Origin of the sequence: Paenibacillus sp. NRS-1760 (assembly GCF_050467785.1) — a bacterium.
GTDB lineage: Bacteria > Bacillota > Bacilli > Paenibacillales > Paenibacillaceae > Pristimantibacillus.
The window spans coordinates 511053-527505 of record NZ_JBITPK010000008.1; the positions used below are offsets into that span (position 1 = coordinate 511053).

At 44.9% G+C, this 16453-nt stretch carries 11 protein-coding genes; 10 read left to right on the forward strand and 1 reads right to left on the reverse strand.

Annotated features, from left to right (window positions below; genetic code table 11):
- Positions 1-28 precede the first annotated feature (28 nt).
- On the forward strand, positions 29-871 hold the full coding sequence (locus ACIFSR_RS09410) for a flagellar hook-basal body protein (protein ID WP_076266220.1): 843 nt from the start codon (positions 29-31) through the stop codon (positions 869-871).
- A gap of 16 nt (positions 872-887) precedes the next feature.
- Positions 888-1205 (forward strand): DNA-directed RNA polymerase subunit beta, encoded by a 318-nt coding sequence (locus ACIFSR_RS09415; protein ID WP_083681610.1) that lies wholly within the window; start codon positions 888-890, stop codon positions 1203-1205.
- A 146-nt stretch (positions 1206-1351) separates the two neighbouring features.
- On the opposite strand, the gene ACIFSR_RS09420 is transcribed toward ACIFSR_RS09415, so the two are convergent.
- Positions 1352-3556 (reverse strand): Ig-like domain-containing protein, encoded by a 2205-nt coding sequence (locus ACIFSR_RS09420; RefSeq protein ID WP_430056913.1) that lies wholly within the window; start codon positions 3554-3556, stop codon positions 1352-1354.
- 244 nt (positions 3557-3800) lie between these two features.
- On the opposite strand from ACIFSR_RS09420, the gene ACIFSR_RS09425 reads away from it, so the two are divergent.
- The 8 genes from ACIFSR_RS09425 (at position 3801) to ACIFSR_RS09460 (ending at position 16409) form a co-directional block, all read left to right on the forward strand.
- Positions 3801-4334 (forward strand): CDP-alcohol phosphatidyltransferase family protein, encoded by a 534-nt coding sequence (locus ACIFSR_RS09425; RefSeq protein WP_339205382.1) that lies wholly within the window; start codon positions 3801-3803, stop codon positions 4332-4334.
- 175 nt (positions 4335-4509) lie between these two features.
- The gene (gene fabZ, locus ACIFSR_RS09430; RefSeq protein ID WP_056631018.1) at positions 4510-4941 is read left to right on the forward strand and encodes a 3-hydroxyacyl-ACP dehydratase FabZ; all 432 of its coding nucleotides are present in this window, start codon (positions 4510-4512) and stop codon (positions 4939-4941) included.
- A gap of 33 nt (positions 4942-4974) precedes the next feature.
- Positions 4975-6702 (forward strand): phospho-sugar mutase, encoded by a 1728-nt coding sequence (locus ACIFSR_RS09435; RefSeq protein WP_430056916.1) that lies wholly within the window; start codon positions 4975-4977, stop codon positions 6700-6702.
- A 35-nt stretch (positions 6703-6737) separates the two neighbouring features.
- Positions 6738-8882: a DUF5693 family protein gene (locus ACIFSR_RS09440; RefSeq protein ID WP_430056919.1), complete on the forward strand. Its 2145-nt coding sequence runs from the start codon at positions 6738-6740 to the stop codon at positions 8880-8882.
- Positions 8846-9994, forward strand: coding sequence for a polysaccharide pyruvyl transferase CsaB (gene csaB / locus ACIFSR_RS09445; RefSeq protein WP_430056922.1), 1149 nt, complete (start codon positions 8846-8848; stop codon positions 9992-9994). Before ACIFSR_RS09440 ends, csaB begins: the two co-directional genes overlap by 37 nt.
- 64 nt (positions 9995-10058) lie before the next feature.
- Complete coding sequence (locus ACIFSR_RS09450) at positions 10059-10763, forward strand: WecB/TagA/CpsF family glycosyltransferase (protein ID WP_339209776.1); 705 nt, start codon at positions 10059-10061, stop codon at positions 10761-10763.
- Between the two features lie 103 nt (positions 10764-10866).
- Positions 10867-12009 (forward strand): glycosyltransferase family 4 protein, encoded by a 1143-nt coding sequence (locus ACIFSR_RS09455; protein ID WP_339205378.1) that lies wholly within the window; start codon positions 10867-10869, stop codon positions 12007-12009.
- A 260-nt stretch (positions 12010-12269) separates the two neighbouring features.
- Positions 12270-16409: an S-layer homology domain-containing protein gene (locus tag ACIFSR_RS09460; RefSeq protein ID WP_430056925.1), complete on the forward strand. Its 4140-nt coding sequence runs from the start codon at positions 12270-12272 to the stop codon at positions 16407-16409.
- Positions 16410-16453 lie beyond the last annotated feature (44 nt).

Sequence of the window (16453 nt, forward strand, 5' to 3'; positions counted from 1 at the left end):
AGGTTGAAGTAGCGGAGGTGCACGAAACATGAACAGTTCAATGATTAACGCTATGGTATCGATGAATGGTCTTCAACAAAAGCTGGATCTTCTAGCGGATAACATAGCTAATGTGAATACGGTTGGTTACAAAAAGAAGGAAGCTACCTTTGAGGATCTTCTTACGAACTTAAGAACTCAGCCTGAAGCATTCAATCAGCCTGGCCGTAAAACGCCGATGGATTTCACACAAGGCTGGGGCTCAAGAATGACAATGGTTCAGCCTAATTTGTCCCAAGGTCCAATGCAGGGAACCGATAAGGACACGGATATTGCGATCGAGGGAAATGCATTGTTCGAGGTGGAAGTGGACAACGCTGGCAACCGTGCTTATACACGCAATGGAGCGTTTCAGTTGACGGTCGGCGCAAACGGTGATACGATTTTGGCAACGGAAGACGGATATCCAGTCGTAGCTAATGTAAGAAATGCTGTGACAGGAAACGTGGTTGAGGGCAATATCGTAGTACCACAAGGGTACAGTTTGCGGGTTAATCCAGATGGAACGGTGCTAGGAGTATCTTCCGAGCGCACAATTCCGCTTGGCAGCATTAAGCTGCTCCAAGCTTCGCGTCCTGCGGCACTAACTGCTGTTTCTGATAACCTGTTTGTCGTTGCAAACGGAATTAATGCTGGTGATGTCGTGCAGCAGACCGTGCCGAACTCGGAAAATAACATTGTGCTGCGTCAAGGTTACTTGGAGCAGTCAAATGTCGAGCTGACGGACGAGATCACCGAGCTTATTAATGTGCAGCGCGCTTATCAATTGGCAGCTAGAGCGTTATCGTCAAGTGATACGATGATGAGTCTTACCAACGGGCTGCGCGCATAAGGATAGGATGATGTGAATGAGTATGGCCGATGAGCGAATGGACCACGAAGCAAGCGGATCCGGGAGTAAAGCGGAAGAGAAAAGCTCAGGGAGGCAGAAGCGCGCCAGTCGCGTGAAGGCTGAAGAGAAGAGCTCCAATAAGAAGCAACGGCCCAAAGGGGTAAGCATGCTGCTGTGGCTTTTGCGCAAAAGCATCGTACCGCTCATAATGATCATTATGCTTGTGGCAGGCTTGTACATTGGTTACGCTGTAATAGGCAAGCAGCCTGAGGATGAGGTTTTTAGCTGGGCAACATGGCAGCATCTCTATGACTTAGTGTTTGCTGAATCGTAATCAATTAAATAGAAGAAGGGATGCCCGCTTTGCAGTGTATGCTGCGCAGCGGGCATCCCTTTTTTGATGATCAATACTTTATTTGTGCAAGTGAAAAACTCGTAATGTAAAGAGGTAACGAGCTTCTCACTTGCTGCATTTTTGAACTATTTTACACTTACTCTAATCGTAACGCTTTTACCTGCATAGGTTGCTTTAATAGAGGCGGAACCTTTGCTAACTGCAATGATTTTACCATTAACCACGGTTGCGACACTCGCTTTGGAGGATGTCCAAACGGCATTGTCGGTAACGTCAGCCGGGTTTCCAGTCGTAAAGTTAGCTTGCAGCTTAGCCGAATAGCTTCCTCCCGGGCTGAGCTGAACCGATTTGCTGGATAGAACAAGTGATTTCAGTTTAGGTGAAACCACAACCGGGACAATGACTGTTTTGCCTTGGTATGAACCAGTAATTTTAGTTGTTCCTACGGCAATTCCTTTAACCGAGGTGCTGCTAACGGTTGCGATATTAGGATTGCCAGACTCCCAGTTCATTTTTGAACCTAGTGAAACCTGCTTGCCGCTCTTGTAATAACCTGTAACCTTAACGGATTTGGATTTACCAGGGTAAAGATCTAGAGAGATAGGGTCAACAACAAGCTTGACGATTTCTTCCTCTATTCTTACACGTACCGTTACGCTCTTAGTCAGGTAAGTAGCAGTGAGCGTGATGCTTGTCACATCTAAGCCCTTCATCGTCGTTTCCTTCAATACGATATCGTCTGATGAAGCCTTCCATTTCACTCTGCTTGAAATATTCTCTTCTTCTCCGTCTTCATTAATAACGGTTACGGAAGGGAAAGGCGTTTCTTTTCCTAAAATAATGCTAAGTTCCTTAACGTCGGCAATCAGCTTTAACGGCTTCATGTGAACGACTAATTTTACATCCGCTTTATAGTTTTGAAGAGATGCTGTAAGAACGGACTCTCCGAGTGTTTTGGCTGTCCATTGACCATCTTTAATCGTTGCAATCTTCTCATCTGCGGATGACCATTTTACGATTTTGGATACATCTACCTTCGAGCCATCAAATGTTGTTGCCATGACTCTAGGAAGATCCTCGCTAATATCGGTATAACCATCGATAGTTTCCGTTTCAATACTAAGTTCAGTTATGCTCGGATACACTGTAATCTCGATGCTGCGGCTTACACCTTTGTAGCTGGCTGTAATTCTAGCTGTACCGACGGATTTAGGGCTAACCAATCCATTTGATACAGTAGCGACTACAACGTTTGAAGATGTCCAATCGGCTAAGGTAGTTACTGGAGAAGCGACATTTTTATTGTCGAGCACATCTGCTGTTACTTGAAGATTTGTGTCCTGAAGCTGCAGATGATATTCCTTCTCTGGAGAGAGCCTGATTGATTGGTAAGGCGTACGTATGACCACATCGATCGTTGTACTAACGCCTTTATGAGATACGGTGATCGTCGTTTTTCCGGCGCTTACTGCAGATACTACGCCTTGTTTAACTGTAGCAACTTTTTCATTAGCACTAACCCATTTTGCATCTTTTGTTACATCAAGGATCGAACCGATCTTTGGATTGACGGATGCGGTTAATACTTTATCATCATTGCCGATGTCGATTTCGACTAGCTTGCCAGAAGTTCCTGAATCAATCGTAATTGATTTGTAAGGAGAGGTTACATTTAATGTAATCGCATCGGATTTACCTTTAAGCTTGGAGGTAATTGTAACAGCTCCAACACCTAGCAGCTTAATAGCACCTTCATCCACGGTTGCGATCGCTGCGTTCGATGTTGTCCAGACAGCGTCACCTGTTACATTTTGCGGCTCTTTGTTTGCTTTCAAGCCGTTTAGTGTGAAGGCTAGATTTTGACCAATCTCGATATCCAGCGTTGTTGGAGCGGTTACTCCGTTCTGCATGAGGCTTACGGAATCATAGATATAGTCAGATGAAGCTTTGATAGAAATGGTGAAGCCTTTATAAGTAGCGCTTATCGTTGCGGTTCCCTTGCCCACACCCGTTAAAACGCCTTTTTCCACTTTGACGAAAGCGGTATTCGATGATTTCCATGTCGCATCGGCAGTAACTTCTTTTCTAGTGCCTGAACCTGTTGCGAAAACGGCTAGATTAACCTTATCATCTTCAACAAATGTTTCCAGTGATGATGTGTTGCTGTTGTAATCCGATGGGTCATAGGTGAAATCAAGGCCGGTAACCGTATCTTCTGCGGCGTTGACAATGCCGGTCATGGAAGTCATAACCATTACGATTGCAATTGTAGCTGCAAGCCACCTGCGAGTTATTTTCAACGACTTATTCAAGCGTAAACTAAAATTCACTACATCCCTGTCCTTTCTTGTTTAAAGTAATTGGTATTCTATTTATAACGGTAAGAAGATGGTGAAAATGAATAACGATCGCAAAATGTATACTTAAAAAATTGCAAATAGTCAGTTAGAACTAACTTTTGCAATTTGCTTTGCTTATTAGGAACAGCGGATAGTTTTATTTTTACGGGAGGTAGTTGTATAATAGTTGGGAACCATGGTGGACCGTCAGTTATAGGTAGAGGAGCGTGAATAGTTGAATCTGCCGAATCTATTAACATCATTGCGTTTTTTATTAATCCCTGTCTACATCGTGATTTTTGCGGAAGGACATATGATTCCTGCCTTTTTGATTATGGTTGCTGCCGGCATTACCGATGTTCTTGATGGTTATATCGCGCGCAGAACTGGTCAGATTACAACGGCTGGAATGATGCTTGATCCGCTTGCGGACAAGATGATGCTGATCACTGTTATTGTATCGCTGCTCGTATCCGGCCATATTTCCTGGGCTGCGGCTGCAGCGATGTTTTTGCGCGATTTGGGCATGATAGCGGGGGGATTCTATTTTCACTTCCGTGGGAAAAAGACGGTGCCTGCCAACTGGATGGGAAAGCTGACAACTGTGCTCTTTTATGTAGCGATAATGCTCATTTTCTTTGAAGCGCCGAATGCTCATGTTTATTTGTGGGGCGTTATTGGCTTTTCATTCATTACTTCAATGATGTATATCGTCATGTTTAAAGCGCTGAATAAACACATAACAGAAACACCTACTGGACATTCGTGATCATCAAGTCACTACATATGAACAAAGAGGCTTGGCGGAGGACACTTCGGGTCCAAGCAGCCAAGCCTCTTATCTTAACCTTCATAAACTGCAGTTTATGAGGGATATGTATAGTGTCGTACAGAATGACACTTTTTATACTACCTAACTTAACAATTGAGAGGGGCTTTTTTTCATGTTGGATATTAACCAAATTCAAGAAATCATTCCGCACCGCCCGCCGTTTCTGCTAATCGACCGTATTTTGGAGGTTGAGCCAGGCGTACGCGCAGTCGGTCTTAAAAATGTTACGATGAATGAACCTTACTTTGTTGGTCATTTTCCGGGTTATCCGGTTATGCCAGGCGTGCTTATAGTAGAAGCGCTTGCGCAAGTAGGTACTGTAGCGATGCTGATGATTGAAGCCAATCGTGGAAAGCTTGGTTTTTTTGCAGGCATCGACGGCTTCCGCTTTCGCGGTCAAGTTAAGCCTGGCGATACGTTGACGCTAGAGGTCCAAATTACAAGGCTGAAGGGCTCTATTGGAAAAGGACAAGGAACAGCACGGGTTGGCGATCAAATCGTTGCCGAAGGCGAGCTTATGTTTGCTTTATCTAATCCTTCATAAATTAAAATTCATGAATGAAAGAGGCTGCTAAATATGACGAACGAAACGAATGCTAATGTTATTGCTAAATATGAGGCGTGGCTTAATGATCCGTTGATTGATGCAGGAACAAAGGACGAGCTTCGCAGTATTGAAGGACAAGAAAAAGAAATTACGGATCGCTTTTATCGCGACCTTGAATTTGGTACGGGCGGCTTGCGCGGCGTTATGGGTGCAGGAACGAATCGTTTGAATACTTATACGGTTGGTAAAGCAACACAGGGACTTGCAAATTGGCTACTTGCTGGAAAATCGGCGGATGGAGCGGCTCCTTCTGTTGTTATCGCTCACGATTCCCGCAATAATTCACCTGAGTTTGCACTAGATGCAGCGCTTGTGCTTGCGGGCAACGGCATCACTACTTATTTGTTCACGGCGCTTCGTCCAACACCACAGCTTTCTTTTGCGGTACGTGCGCTGAATGCAGCAAGTGGAATTGTCATTACGGCTAGCCATAATCCACCTGAATATAATGGTTACAAAGCATATGGCGCTGACGGCTGCCAGCTTATTCCTGAGGAAGCTGAACAGGTTATTTCTGCTATCAGTCAAATCGCGGGTTTCGATGAAGTGAAACGGGTTTGCCGCGAAGAAGCGGAAGGAAAAGGATTGCTGCGCTGGCTTGGAGATGACGCCGATCAACAATTTATTGATACGGTTGTTGCTCAGAGCTTGAATGCTGACCTTATTAAAGGTGAAGTTGGAGAAAAAATTAGTGTTGTCTTCACACCTCTACATGGCACTGGCAACATGCCTGTTCGCGAAGTGTTGAAAAAGGTTGGTTTTAAAAATGTGCACATCGTACCGGAGCAAGAGCAGCCGGATGGATATTTTAGCACGGTAAAGTCTCCTAACCCGGAAGAGCGCGAAGCATTCACGCTTGCGATTAAGCTGGCGCAGCAGGTGAATGCGGATATCATTATCGGTACTGATCCTGACGCAGACCGTATGGGTGCGGTTGTGAAAAACAATGAGGGCGAGTACGTGGTACTCACTGGCAACCAATCGGGTGCGCTAATGGTTCATTATGTGCTAAGCCAGTTGAAGGAACGTGGACAGCTGCCAGACAATGGCGTAGTGATCAAAACGATCGTAACAAGTGAACTAGGCGCAGATATTGCCCGTTCCTATGGTGTAGCGGTTGAGAACACGTTGACCGGCTTCAAATATATTGGTGAAAAAATGACTCGTTATGAGCAAACAGGAGAGCATACCTTCCTATTTGGCTACGAGGAAAGCTACGGTTATTTAACAGGAACTTATGCGCGTGATAAAGATGCGATCGTTGCTGCGCTATTAATTGCTGAAGCTGCAGCTTATTATAGCAGTCAAGGGAAAACGCTATATGATGTTCTTTTAGAGTTATACGCTGAGCATGGCTTCTATTTGGAAGGCCTGGAGTCGCGTACACTTAAGGGACTTGATGGCGTGCAAAAAATAGGCGCTATTATGGATGACTGGCGTCAAAACCCGCCTACAGAAATCGGCGGCGTCAAAGTGGAGCGTGTGCTTGATTACGGCAAAGGCCAAGATGGCTTGCGTCCGGAAAACGTATTGAAATATTTGCGCGCGGATGGCTCATGGTTCTGCCTTCGTCCATCTGGCACGGAGCCAAAAATCAAAGTTTATTTTGCGGTTAAAAGTGAGTCGAAGGATGCTGCTGTTGAGGCGCTGCAAACATTGCAAACCTCCGTTATGGAACGGGTAGACTCTACCGAATAGTACAATAATTAACCTGTTTAGAACGGAGGAATTGTGTGTTTTTACGTTGGCAGCAATGGAATCGGCGCGCAAGATTCGCATTATGGATCATTGCAATTATCGGGGTGGCGGCAGCATTGCCGCTCGGTGCCGTTCGTATGGAAATGGAAAAATCGTCGAAGCAAGTAGAATATGTATTTGATTATCGGGATATTATTGAGGTGGCGGAGCGTCAGGCTCGTCCGCAGCAATTTTTAACGGAGAAGCTGGAGATGCTGAGGGAAGCTGGCGTCACTACAATGGCTGTTTATGAGAGCTCTCTGAAGGATCTGCAAATCTCTGGCAGACTTACTTTCTACAGCTCTAGAGATGCTGCACTACTTCAAAGTAAATTTGAGCCGGTAGGCCAAAACTTTACTTATATTTTGTTCAATGGGCCCAAAGAAGAAGAAATGATTGGTCCGATTGTTCGCGAAGCGCTTGATCGTTCCGAGGCTGTGTATAGCAATTGGTCGTACGGAGGCCGAAATGGCTTAGTCGTTGAGATGCCGATTGCAGAGGCAGTTATGAAGACGATGGATTTTGATCCGATTTCACTTGAAACGATTCATAATGCCGGACTTCAAATATTGCCTCGCTTATCTGACCGTATTAAGCCTTATGATCAGCAGGCAACAGATGCTATGCTTGCGAAATTGAAGGAATACGATGTAGACCGCGTATTGTTCGACGGTGACAAAGTAAAGGGTGCATCCGATCAAGCGATGGATAACAGCCTTTATCAGTTCGGAGAACTACTCAAAAAATACGATATGGGCGTAGCGACCATAGAAAATTTGAAAAAACCGCAACAAGGCATAAATAAATTAGCTTATATTACAAATTATAATGTAGTCAGATTATATTCATTGTCGGAGAACGACGGTATGACGATGACGCCGGAAGCTATTGCTGATCGTTTTCTTTTAGCGGCGAAGGATCGTAATATCCGGATGTTTTTCTTGAACGGGACAGCTCAGTCCAATACGGATAAAGCAAAGGTGGTTCACTCCTTGGACCGCATTGCTGAGGCAATGAGTGAAGAGGGCGGAATCGTAGATAAGCTCTCGGACGCCGGCTTTACGCCAGGCAAGCCAAAACCGTTTGATCATGAGCAGCCTTCTTGGAATAAACCGCTACGTGCAATCGTTGCTGCGGCTGCAGTAGCACTGATTACTTTGTTAATCGGCGCATTTATTCCAGGCGTTTATATACCCGTTTATGCGATTGGCTTAGTTGGAAGCGCAGGCTTGTACAAGCTAAATAGCTCGCTTATGGAGCAAGGACTTGCATTAGGTGCTTCAATTGCAGCTCCTACGCTGGCTCTTATATGGGTAATGAATCGGATTTATTCCCGTACCGTTGGCGAGCGTCGTGTTATTGGCGGAACGAATTGGTCAGTAGGAAGAAGCCAGCAAGGGCAGACTCCTCAGCAGCCAGGTGCTGTATATGAGAACGGCAATCGTATGAAATGGATATTCCCTGCCATATCTACGGGAAGGCGTTTTGGCCTTGCTCTGAATTGGTTTATTGTGGCGACGCTCATCTCTCTTATGGGAGCGCCGATGATATTCGGATTGTTGAACAATATTACGTACAATCTTGTATTGGAACAATTCCGCGGCGTGAGTGTGCTGCATTTGGCTCCGATTATCCTTGTGGCCATTTATGTGTTTTTCTATAACGGTCAAACATCAATCGGAAAGCTGCGCAAGCTGCTTTCTCAACCTATTACCTTAACGTGGATTATAGTAGCTGGAGTCATTGGCATAATCGGCTTCTATTACTTATCTCGTACAGGGAATGGTGGACAAGCACCTGCTATTGAGCTGCTAATTCGCGGCTGGCTGGAAAATACATTCGGCGTACGACCGCGCTTTAAAGAGTTCATGCTTGGTCATCCGCCGCTGCTGCTTGGCTTGTTCCTTGCACTTCGTTATCGTGCGGCATGGCTGCTTGTTATCATTGGTTCGATTGGTCAGTTGACGATGGTTGATACGTTTGCACATCTTCATACACCACTTCACATTTCGATGATTCGTGTAGCGCTCGGCTTGGGTACAGGTATCATAATCGGATGTATCTTGATTTTGGCATGGCAGATCGTGGAAGGAGCAATTCGTAAATGGGCACCAGCCATCATCCGCAAGTTCGTCGAATAGTAATTTCAGGCTATTATGGCTTCTACAACAGCGGTGATGAAGCGGTACTCAAATCGATATTGCTAGCACTAGAAGAAGAAGGCAAAGCGCAGGGCGTACAAATTCAGCCGATCGTTTTATCAGGTGATCCAGATTGGACAAGCCGTATGTACGGCGTTGAAGCTGTCCGCCGCATGCATCCAGGAGATCTATGGAGAGCATTGAAAGGCAGCGATGGTCTAATAAGCGGAGGCGGAAGCCTCCTGCAGGATGTTACAGGCGCCAAAACGATTCCTTACTATACTGGCGTCATGAAGCTGGCCCAATTGCTGGGTAAGCCTACATTCGCTTATTCGCAAGGGATTGGCCCTGTGATTCGGCGCTGGATGGACCCTATGATTCGCGGAGTGATGAAGCAAAGCGCTTATGTATCCGTTAGGGATGAGGAATCCGCTGCTTTGCTTGGACGAATCGGCGTGCCTAGTGATCGGATCGATGTTGTTCCTGATCCGGTCATGGGCTTGCCGCTCCCTGCAGGTTCATCAGCGGCTGGACAAGCTTCCGACCCTGCTTCTGCGCCGCTGGTCGGTGTATCGCTGCGCCCCTGGCGCAGTGACGGGGCCGATCTTGAACGCGCCGCCGATGCGCTAGTCGCGCTGTCGAAGCGCATGCCTGTCCGGCTGCGCTTCCTGCCGTTCCACACACCCTCCGACACTGTAGCGTCGGAGCAGGTGCTGGAACGGCTGCGCGGCAGGCTCGGCGACGGTTCCACCGCCGAGCTGGCCGCGCCCGGCGACGACCCCCAGCAAATGCTGCTTGAGGTCAGCCGGTGCGACGCTTTGTTCGGCATGCGCCTCCATGCGCTTATTTATGCCGCCGGCCAAAGGGTTCCTATGCTTGGCCTCTCGTACGACCCGAAGATCGACCAATTTCTGGGTCGTCTTGGCATCAAAGCCATCGGCACGACGGAGCAGCTCGATGCCGAAAAATTCGCAGATGCAGCAGGTTTTCTGCTGTCTGACAAAGAAGGATGGCAGGCAAAGCACAAGCCAGCAATCGACCTTTTAAAACAACAATCGCAAAGACCGGCGCAACAAATTGTACATTTGCTGCGTCATACATTATCGAGGTGAGTTCCTCTTGTCGAAACAACTACCAACTGTGCCGTTATACGGCATACCATTCTCCAAAGTGGGCATGGATGACACAGTCAATTACTTAATAGAAGCGATCGAAGAAAGACGCGTAACCCATGTGATTACCGCTAATCCGATCATGATTATGTCTGCCGTCGAGGACCCCAAGTATAGTGCGATGATGCGGCGTGCAGACCTTATTGTGCCTGATGGTGCAGGAGTTGTATGGGCGGCCAAATACGTAGGACAGCCTGTTGCAGAACGTGTGACGGGGTTTGATCTCCTTCACCGCTTGCTGCATGAGGGTGAAAAGCGTAGATGGAAGGCCTACCTGCTTGGCACCTCACAGGAAATTATTGAAGCGGCGGCAGAGAAGCTGCAGCTGCAATATCCTCAAGTGAAAATTGTAGGTTATCGGAACGGATTTTTTGGCCCTGATCAGGATGAGGAAGTCATCGAAGAAATCCGTGCGGCTGCTCCTGATTTATTGTTTGTGGCACGAGGTGCGGATACACAGGAGCCGTGGATTGTGAAATACAAGCAAAAGCTGGGCGTACCATTGATTATGGGCGTTGGCGGAAGCTTCGATGTTGTTTCGGGTAAACTAAAGCGGGCTCCGAATATTTTCCAAAAACTTCGGCTCGAATGGTTTTATCGCTTGCTGCAAGAGCCTAAACGCTACAAAAGAATGCTTGTTTTGCCGAAATTCGTAGTGAAAGTGGTTCGCGACAAAGAAAACGTTACAAAACCTCGACCTACACCGTGAAATTCTCGTTAAAACCATGAAAATTGGTTGAAAACGGGGTTGGAGTTTCCTTTCCAATCGGAGTATAATTCACTTCGGTAGAAAGAAAAGGGGAGTTGCACACATGCCGGTAGGCTTGCTGTATTCAATTGGGTTCATAATCGCTCTTGTTCTAGCCATTGCGATGACGCCGCTTGTTAAGAAATTTGCTTTCAAAGTAGGCGCAATAGACAAACCAAATCACCGCAAGGTACACACGCGCATTATGCCGCGTCTTGGCGGTCTAGCTATTTATATTGCATTCGTTGGCGCATTCTTTATTTTATCGCCATTTATACCAGACGGCTTGCTCCGTCCGCAAGATTCCAATATGATCAACGCGCTGCTAGTCGGCGGTACGATGATTATTATTTTAGGTGCTTTCGATGACCGCTTCGAGCTTTCAGCTAAAGTGAAGCTGCTCGGTCAAATCGCGGCGGCATGCGTAGTCGTTTTCGTCTTCGACGTAAAGATCGACTTGCTGAACATTCCGTTCGGTGAAACGATGCAGCCAATTGCTGGATGGATCAGCATTCCACTTACGATTCTCTGGATCGTCGGTGTAACGAATGCCATTAATTTGATCGACGGCTTGGACGGGCTTGCAGCCGGCGTGTCAGGCATCGCGATTGCAACGATTGTTGTGATGGCATCACTGATGGGCTTCCAACCAGTTATCTTACTGAGCACATTGCTGCTGGGCGGAATTGTCGGCTTTCTCGTTTTCAACTTTCATCCTGCAAAAATATTTATGGGTGACTCAGGCTCACTGTTTCTCGGCTTCAGTCTAGCAACGCTTTCGATGCTTGGCTTCAAGCAGGTAACGATGGTATCGTTTGTAACACCGCTGCTCATTATCGGCGTTCCGCTTTCGGATACCTTCTTCGCAATCGTTCGCCGCTGGGTAAACAAGAAACCGATATTTGCTCCAGACAAAGGGCATTTGCACCATCGTCTGCGCGACCTTGGCTTCAGCCACCGTCGTACCGTACTTATCATTTGGGGAGTAGCTGCTATATTCGGCGGACTCGCAATCGTGCAATCGGCTGTCGTACAGTCGAGCGCGGCGAACTGGATCACTTTTGCCGTCATATGTATGCTAATGTTTTTCTTGCAGATCGGGGCAGAAGTAACCGGTATCGTGGACAAAACACGCAGGCCGCTTATTAATTTCCTAGCTCGAATGAGACTTCGACTCAAGCTGGATGCTGAATCCCGTTCCAAATAAACAAGAGCTCTGAATCCTTTAACGGAATCAGGGCTCTTTTTTTGTTGAAAATCGACCAAATAGCTAAAAAATTGGGAGCCAAAAGCCGATAACAACTGTACAGAACTTTTCTGCGGTCAGTGCGCCTAACTGCAATTGCATCAAAGCTGACTAAAGAGGAAAAGGGAGGAAGATTTATTCAAAGGTAAGCCGCATAGTCGTCAGGCCATTTATCATTCAAATACCCATGCTCGTCATATACATAAAGGAGGAACATTGTTTTGAAAAGATTACTATCATTAGCGCTAACGCTGGCACTGTTGATTACATTGTTGCCGCCGTTCGGAGCTTCACAAACGGTAACAGCTGCAACAGGAAGCTTCAGCTTTCCAACGGAAAAGGAACTATCTACGGAAGCAAGAGTCACAACCGATCCGCGTTTTACATTGAATGGATCAATCACTGGTGTAGATCCTACTTCGGTTTCTTACAGTATTGTTCAAGTTATTAATAACAAGGGCACTGCTGACCCTACAGATGACGATCTTGGCTCTAAACGTGAGAACATAACGAGCAATATTTATATTAGCGGATTTAATATTCAGGTATATAACGTAGAATTATTTCCTGGCTTGAACCGCATTACGTTCAGAGGTATTCAAGGCGGCGGCGAAGTAACAAGCTCGATCTATATTGAGTATCACAACGGGCCTGTATTTTACGATTTAGTTGCCCAATTAGACGGTAACAAATTTGCAATTGAAGAAGCTGGAACAACGGTTGTGCATTCAACGACTTCCGCTGGCAGACAATCCGCTGATATCAGTATTACTGGTTTCGCTCCAAATGCGCAGCAGGTAACGGTGGATGTGAACGGGAGCAGCAAAACCTATTCGGTTAACAGCTCCAACAATTATCAGTTTGCCGCTTCTCCGATTACGGTGAACAAAGGAAAAAACTTGGTTACTATTAAAGTGAAAAATGCGAATCAGACAGTTGAGACAACACGCGAGATCGCTTTTTATAACGGACAAGTGACCTTTTTAGATGTGAATCTTAATGGTAAAAATGGTGCGGTTGATACGGCGGAGCCATTAGAGTACAATCCAAATCTACTAGTAACGGATTTGAATTCAGCAAGTGTCACAGGTAGAATTATCGTGCCTAACTTTTTAAAGGACGATAACGGTGACGGTAAGCTTGATCCTCATCCAGATCCAACGAAGAGCATACCTATCGAATATACGATTACGCAAAATGGAGACAGTTCTTTTAAATTGACACAACCAGCAGGTGCTACTGCTACACCAGCACCATTAGGTACATATACGGGTCAGGAAGCATTCTTTATTTATAATTTTACTCGACCAATCGGTACGGATCATACGGGTAAACTAGATTATAATAAGGTCTATAATATTCAATTAACAGCAAAAAATGCAAAAACAGAATCGCTCGGCCAAAATGGCAGTGAAGGTACGGGGCTAATGAGTTTCTCGCTTCGTAACGGAGCAGCTCAGTTCATCGACAATATTAATTATTTAAATGGTTATAAAACAGGGACAGGTGAATCACTCACAGGTACTCCGCTTGAAGGAGCCAATATCTATAGTGTTCCTTTCGCGATGGAAGTGTTGGTTGGTAATGCTGATGTATCGAAGACGGCTAATCTAGTTTCAGTTACAGGGATCAAAAATGTTTCCAATGCAGCTGCACCGAGCAGCTACGATTTCGATGACGTAAGCAACATAAAAAATGTATCGAGTGATTTGATCAATAAATTTGTAAACATTAATGGAAAAGTATATAAGCGTGAAATTCTTGTATTTCACAAACTCCCGTTTGAAGGTACTCAAACGGTAACGCTTAAAGTTGGCGGCGTGACGAAAGATGTTAAGTTTACAATGCTCTTCGGACCTTATGTAAGCTATACAAGTGTATTTGACAACATGACTGTATATGATGACACGAATAAGCTGCAATCTGAACGAATCACAGCGGCTATTTCAGGCGCTTTGAGTGACTTTAAAGGTATTATGAATAATATTAATAATACTTCTGAGGTTCGTTACACTTTTCAAGCAAATGAAGCTCAAACAGTATTTTTCTACGTGAATAACACGCCGATTCAGCTGCAGCAGCAAGCGGGCAAGCCTGTAACTAATTTTGAAATTGTTCCAGGCCAAAGGACAAATGCATTCAATGCATTGTTTAGCGGCGAGAATGAGATCAAATTCGTTTTCCAAGGAAGTAAGAACTCTTATGAGAAAAAGATCAAATTGTATTTGATTCCAACAAACCTGCCGGTTATACCAGTAGAAGGAACAAGTATATATCCTTACAGCAGCAAATATACGGAACCAGTTCCGAATGATCCAAACTTCGTGAAGCGCGGCGCAATTTTCACGACTAACGAAGCGAACATGAATATTTTTGGTACATTCGATTTTATCGATCTGATAGCCACTGGCAGCACGAACACGGATATTTTGGCTAATATTCAAGCTAATATTAAATTGATGAAAGATAGTACAGAACTTACAGATCCAGATAAATACATTTTGAAGATTGAGAGCAGCTCACTTAAAACGCCAATTCGTTGGAATTTGAGCAATGAGTTAGTCATTATGAAGGGCGCAACAGTTCTAGGTAAAGTTAATGAAAGTACGACCAACAATATTGCTAACCTAGCTGTACGTTATGATATAGACACCAAGACGTTCTCTTTTGTATTAAATTCACAAGCTCTAAATCCTGACGGCAGTTCGAGTGTGTATACTTTCACAGCATACAACAATGGAGAGACTGGTCCTAAAGCTTCTTATCGTCTTGAAGTGGATCCAACCTCGCTTCCATATACGATTTTGCGTCCGATTTTGCCAAATAAAGCGATCGTAAACCAAAATTTCATTGAGGTTATTATTGATGCTCCAGGTGCAAGCTCGGTTACCATCAACAAGCAAATTGCTGAGAAAATTGATTATGATTCGGATAATAATCCAGCAACTATTGAAGAGCTTTATAAAAACACCTATCGTGTCTATGTAAATAAGCTAAAAGTCGGCAAAAACAAAATTGACTTTATTATTTCAAGTGCAAATGATAAGGTGCAAAGCAGCATTGAGATAACGTATGCTCCAACGAATATTCCGGGCGCTCAATTCATGGAGCCAATGGATAGCAGTCACAAAATTTTTGACGGAGCGCTTTCGTTAAAATTCGAAAAGGGTACAACGTTGATCCGTACAGATTTTAACGTGCCTGCAAATCTAAAGAACCAAGTATTTAGTGGTCATAATTTATTGTTTGCAATTGCCAATCCAGAGGATGGGGTTGTTGATCGCCGTGAATTAGAAGCGTGGCCGCCGAATTTTAATATTATTATGGAAAGCTTCGGGACAAGATTCAGATTGTCTTACCCGACAAGGTTTACAAAGGCAAGCCCAGTTTACTGGATTGATGCAGGTTTGGCAGATGATCCTGCTACGGGTGCATACGATCCTTTGAAAATGGGTGTAGACCCTTATCAATTCCCGAACGCTAAAGGCACGGGCGGAACAAAAATTCCTACTTATGATGATCGCCCTGACAATCGTGAGTTGGTAACTTCTAAGACGGGAACCTTGACGCTTGGATTCGATCCTAACATGAAGGACAGCATTGGAACGATTATCACCGTTTATCGTTACGATGTTAAAGCAAAGTATTGGGAAAATATTGGCGGTAAAGTAGATGTGAAGAAAAACACAATTACGGTTCCGTTCAATAAATTTGGATATTATGTAGTTGGTAAAATGGTTTATTCCTATACAGATATGACGTCGCATCCATATGCCAGAAACTTCCTTGAAGCAATATATGCCAAAGGAATTATGAATGCAGCAGGTTTTGATGATTTTGGCTCCAACATTTATATTTCTCGCGGTGAATTTGCAAGAATGATGGTTAAGGCACTCGATATTCCGCTAAACTATGAGCTTAGCAAGCCGCATTTTGATGATGTACCGGCTATCGTTAATCCTGATGCATTATGGGATTATAGATATGTAGAGACAGCAGCGAGGGAAGGTATCATACGAGGAACGGGTCCACGTACGTTCCAGCCAAGCGCTGCTCTGACTAGGGAAGAGGCATCTGTTATTATTGCAAGAGCACTGGACATGAAACTAGCTACTGATTCCTCGAAGATCGATAAAGATCTTGAGAAAACATTTAAAGATGCTGGCAACGTCAATTTCTATGCGAAAAGTTCTGTACTTGCTATTGCAAAGAAAAAATATATTCAGGGATCTCCTGTAGATCCAAGCAATCCAAAAGGTGGTTCAGTGTTTGAACCGCGTTCGAATTTGTTGCGCTCTGATGCTGCGATTATCGTAGCTCGAATTTTGGCGGATTTAGGTAAGCTTCCTAAGATCGGTTAAAAGTATAAGTTAGAAAAATCTGGTCGCAGGATTTTTTCTGCGGC

Bases quoted from the DNA above. Each gene is read 5' to 3' on its own strand.
- ACIFSR_RS09415 (WP_083681610.1), top strand. From the start codon at position 888: ATGAGTATGGCCGATGAGCGAATGGACCACGAAGCAAGCGGATCCGGG.
- ACIFSR_RS09410 (WP_076266220.1), top strand. From the start codon at position 29: ATGAACAGTTCAATGATTAACGCTATGGTATCGATGAATGGTCTTCAA.
- ACIFSR_RS09435 (WP_430056916.1), top strand. From the start codon at position 4,975: ATGACGAACGAAACGAATGCTAATGTTATTGCTAAATATGAGGCGTGG.
- ACIFSR_RS09455 (WP_339205378.1), top strand. From the start codon at position 10,867: ATGCCGGTAGGCTTGCTGTATTCAATTGGGTTCATAATCGCTCTTGTT.
- fabZ (WP_056631018.1), top strand. From the start codon at position 4,510: ATGTTGGATATTAACCAAATTCAAGAAATCATTCCGCACCGCCCGCCG.
- csaB (WP_430056922.1), top strand. From the start codon at position 8,846: ATGGGCACCAGCCATCATCCGCAAGTTCGTCGAATAGTAATTTCAGGC.
- ACIFSR_RS09450 (WP_339209776.1), top strand. From the start codon at position 10,059: ATGGATGACACAGTCAATTACTTAATAGAAGCGATCGAAGAAAGACGC.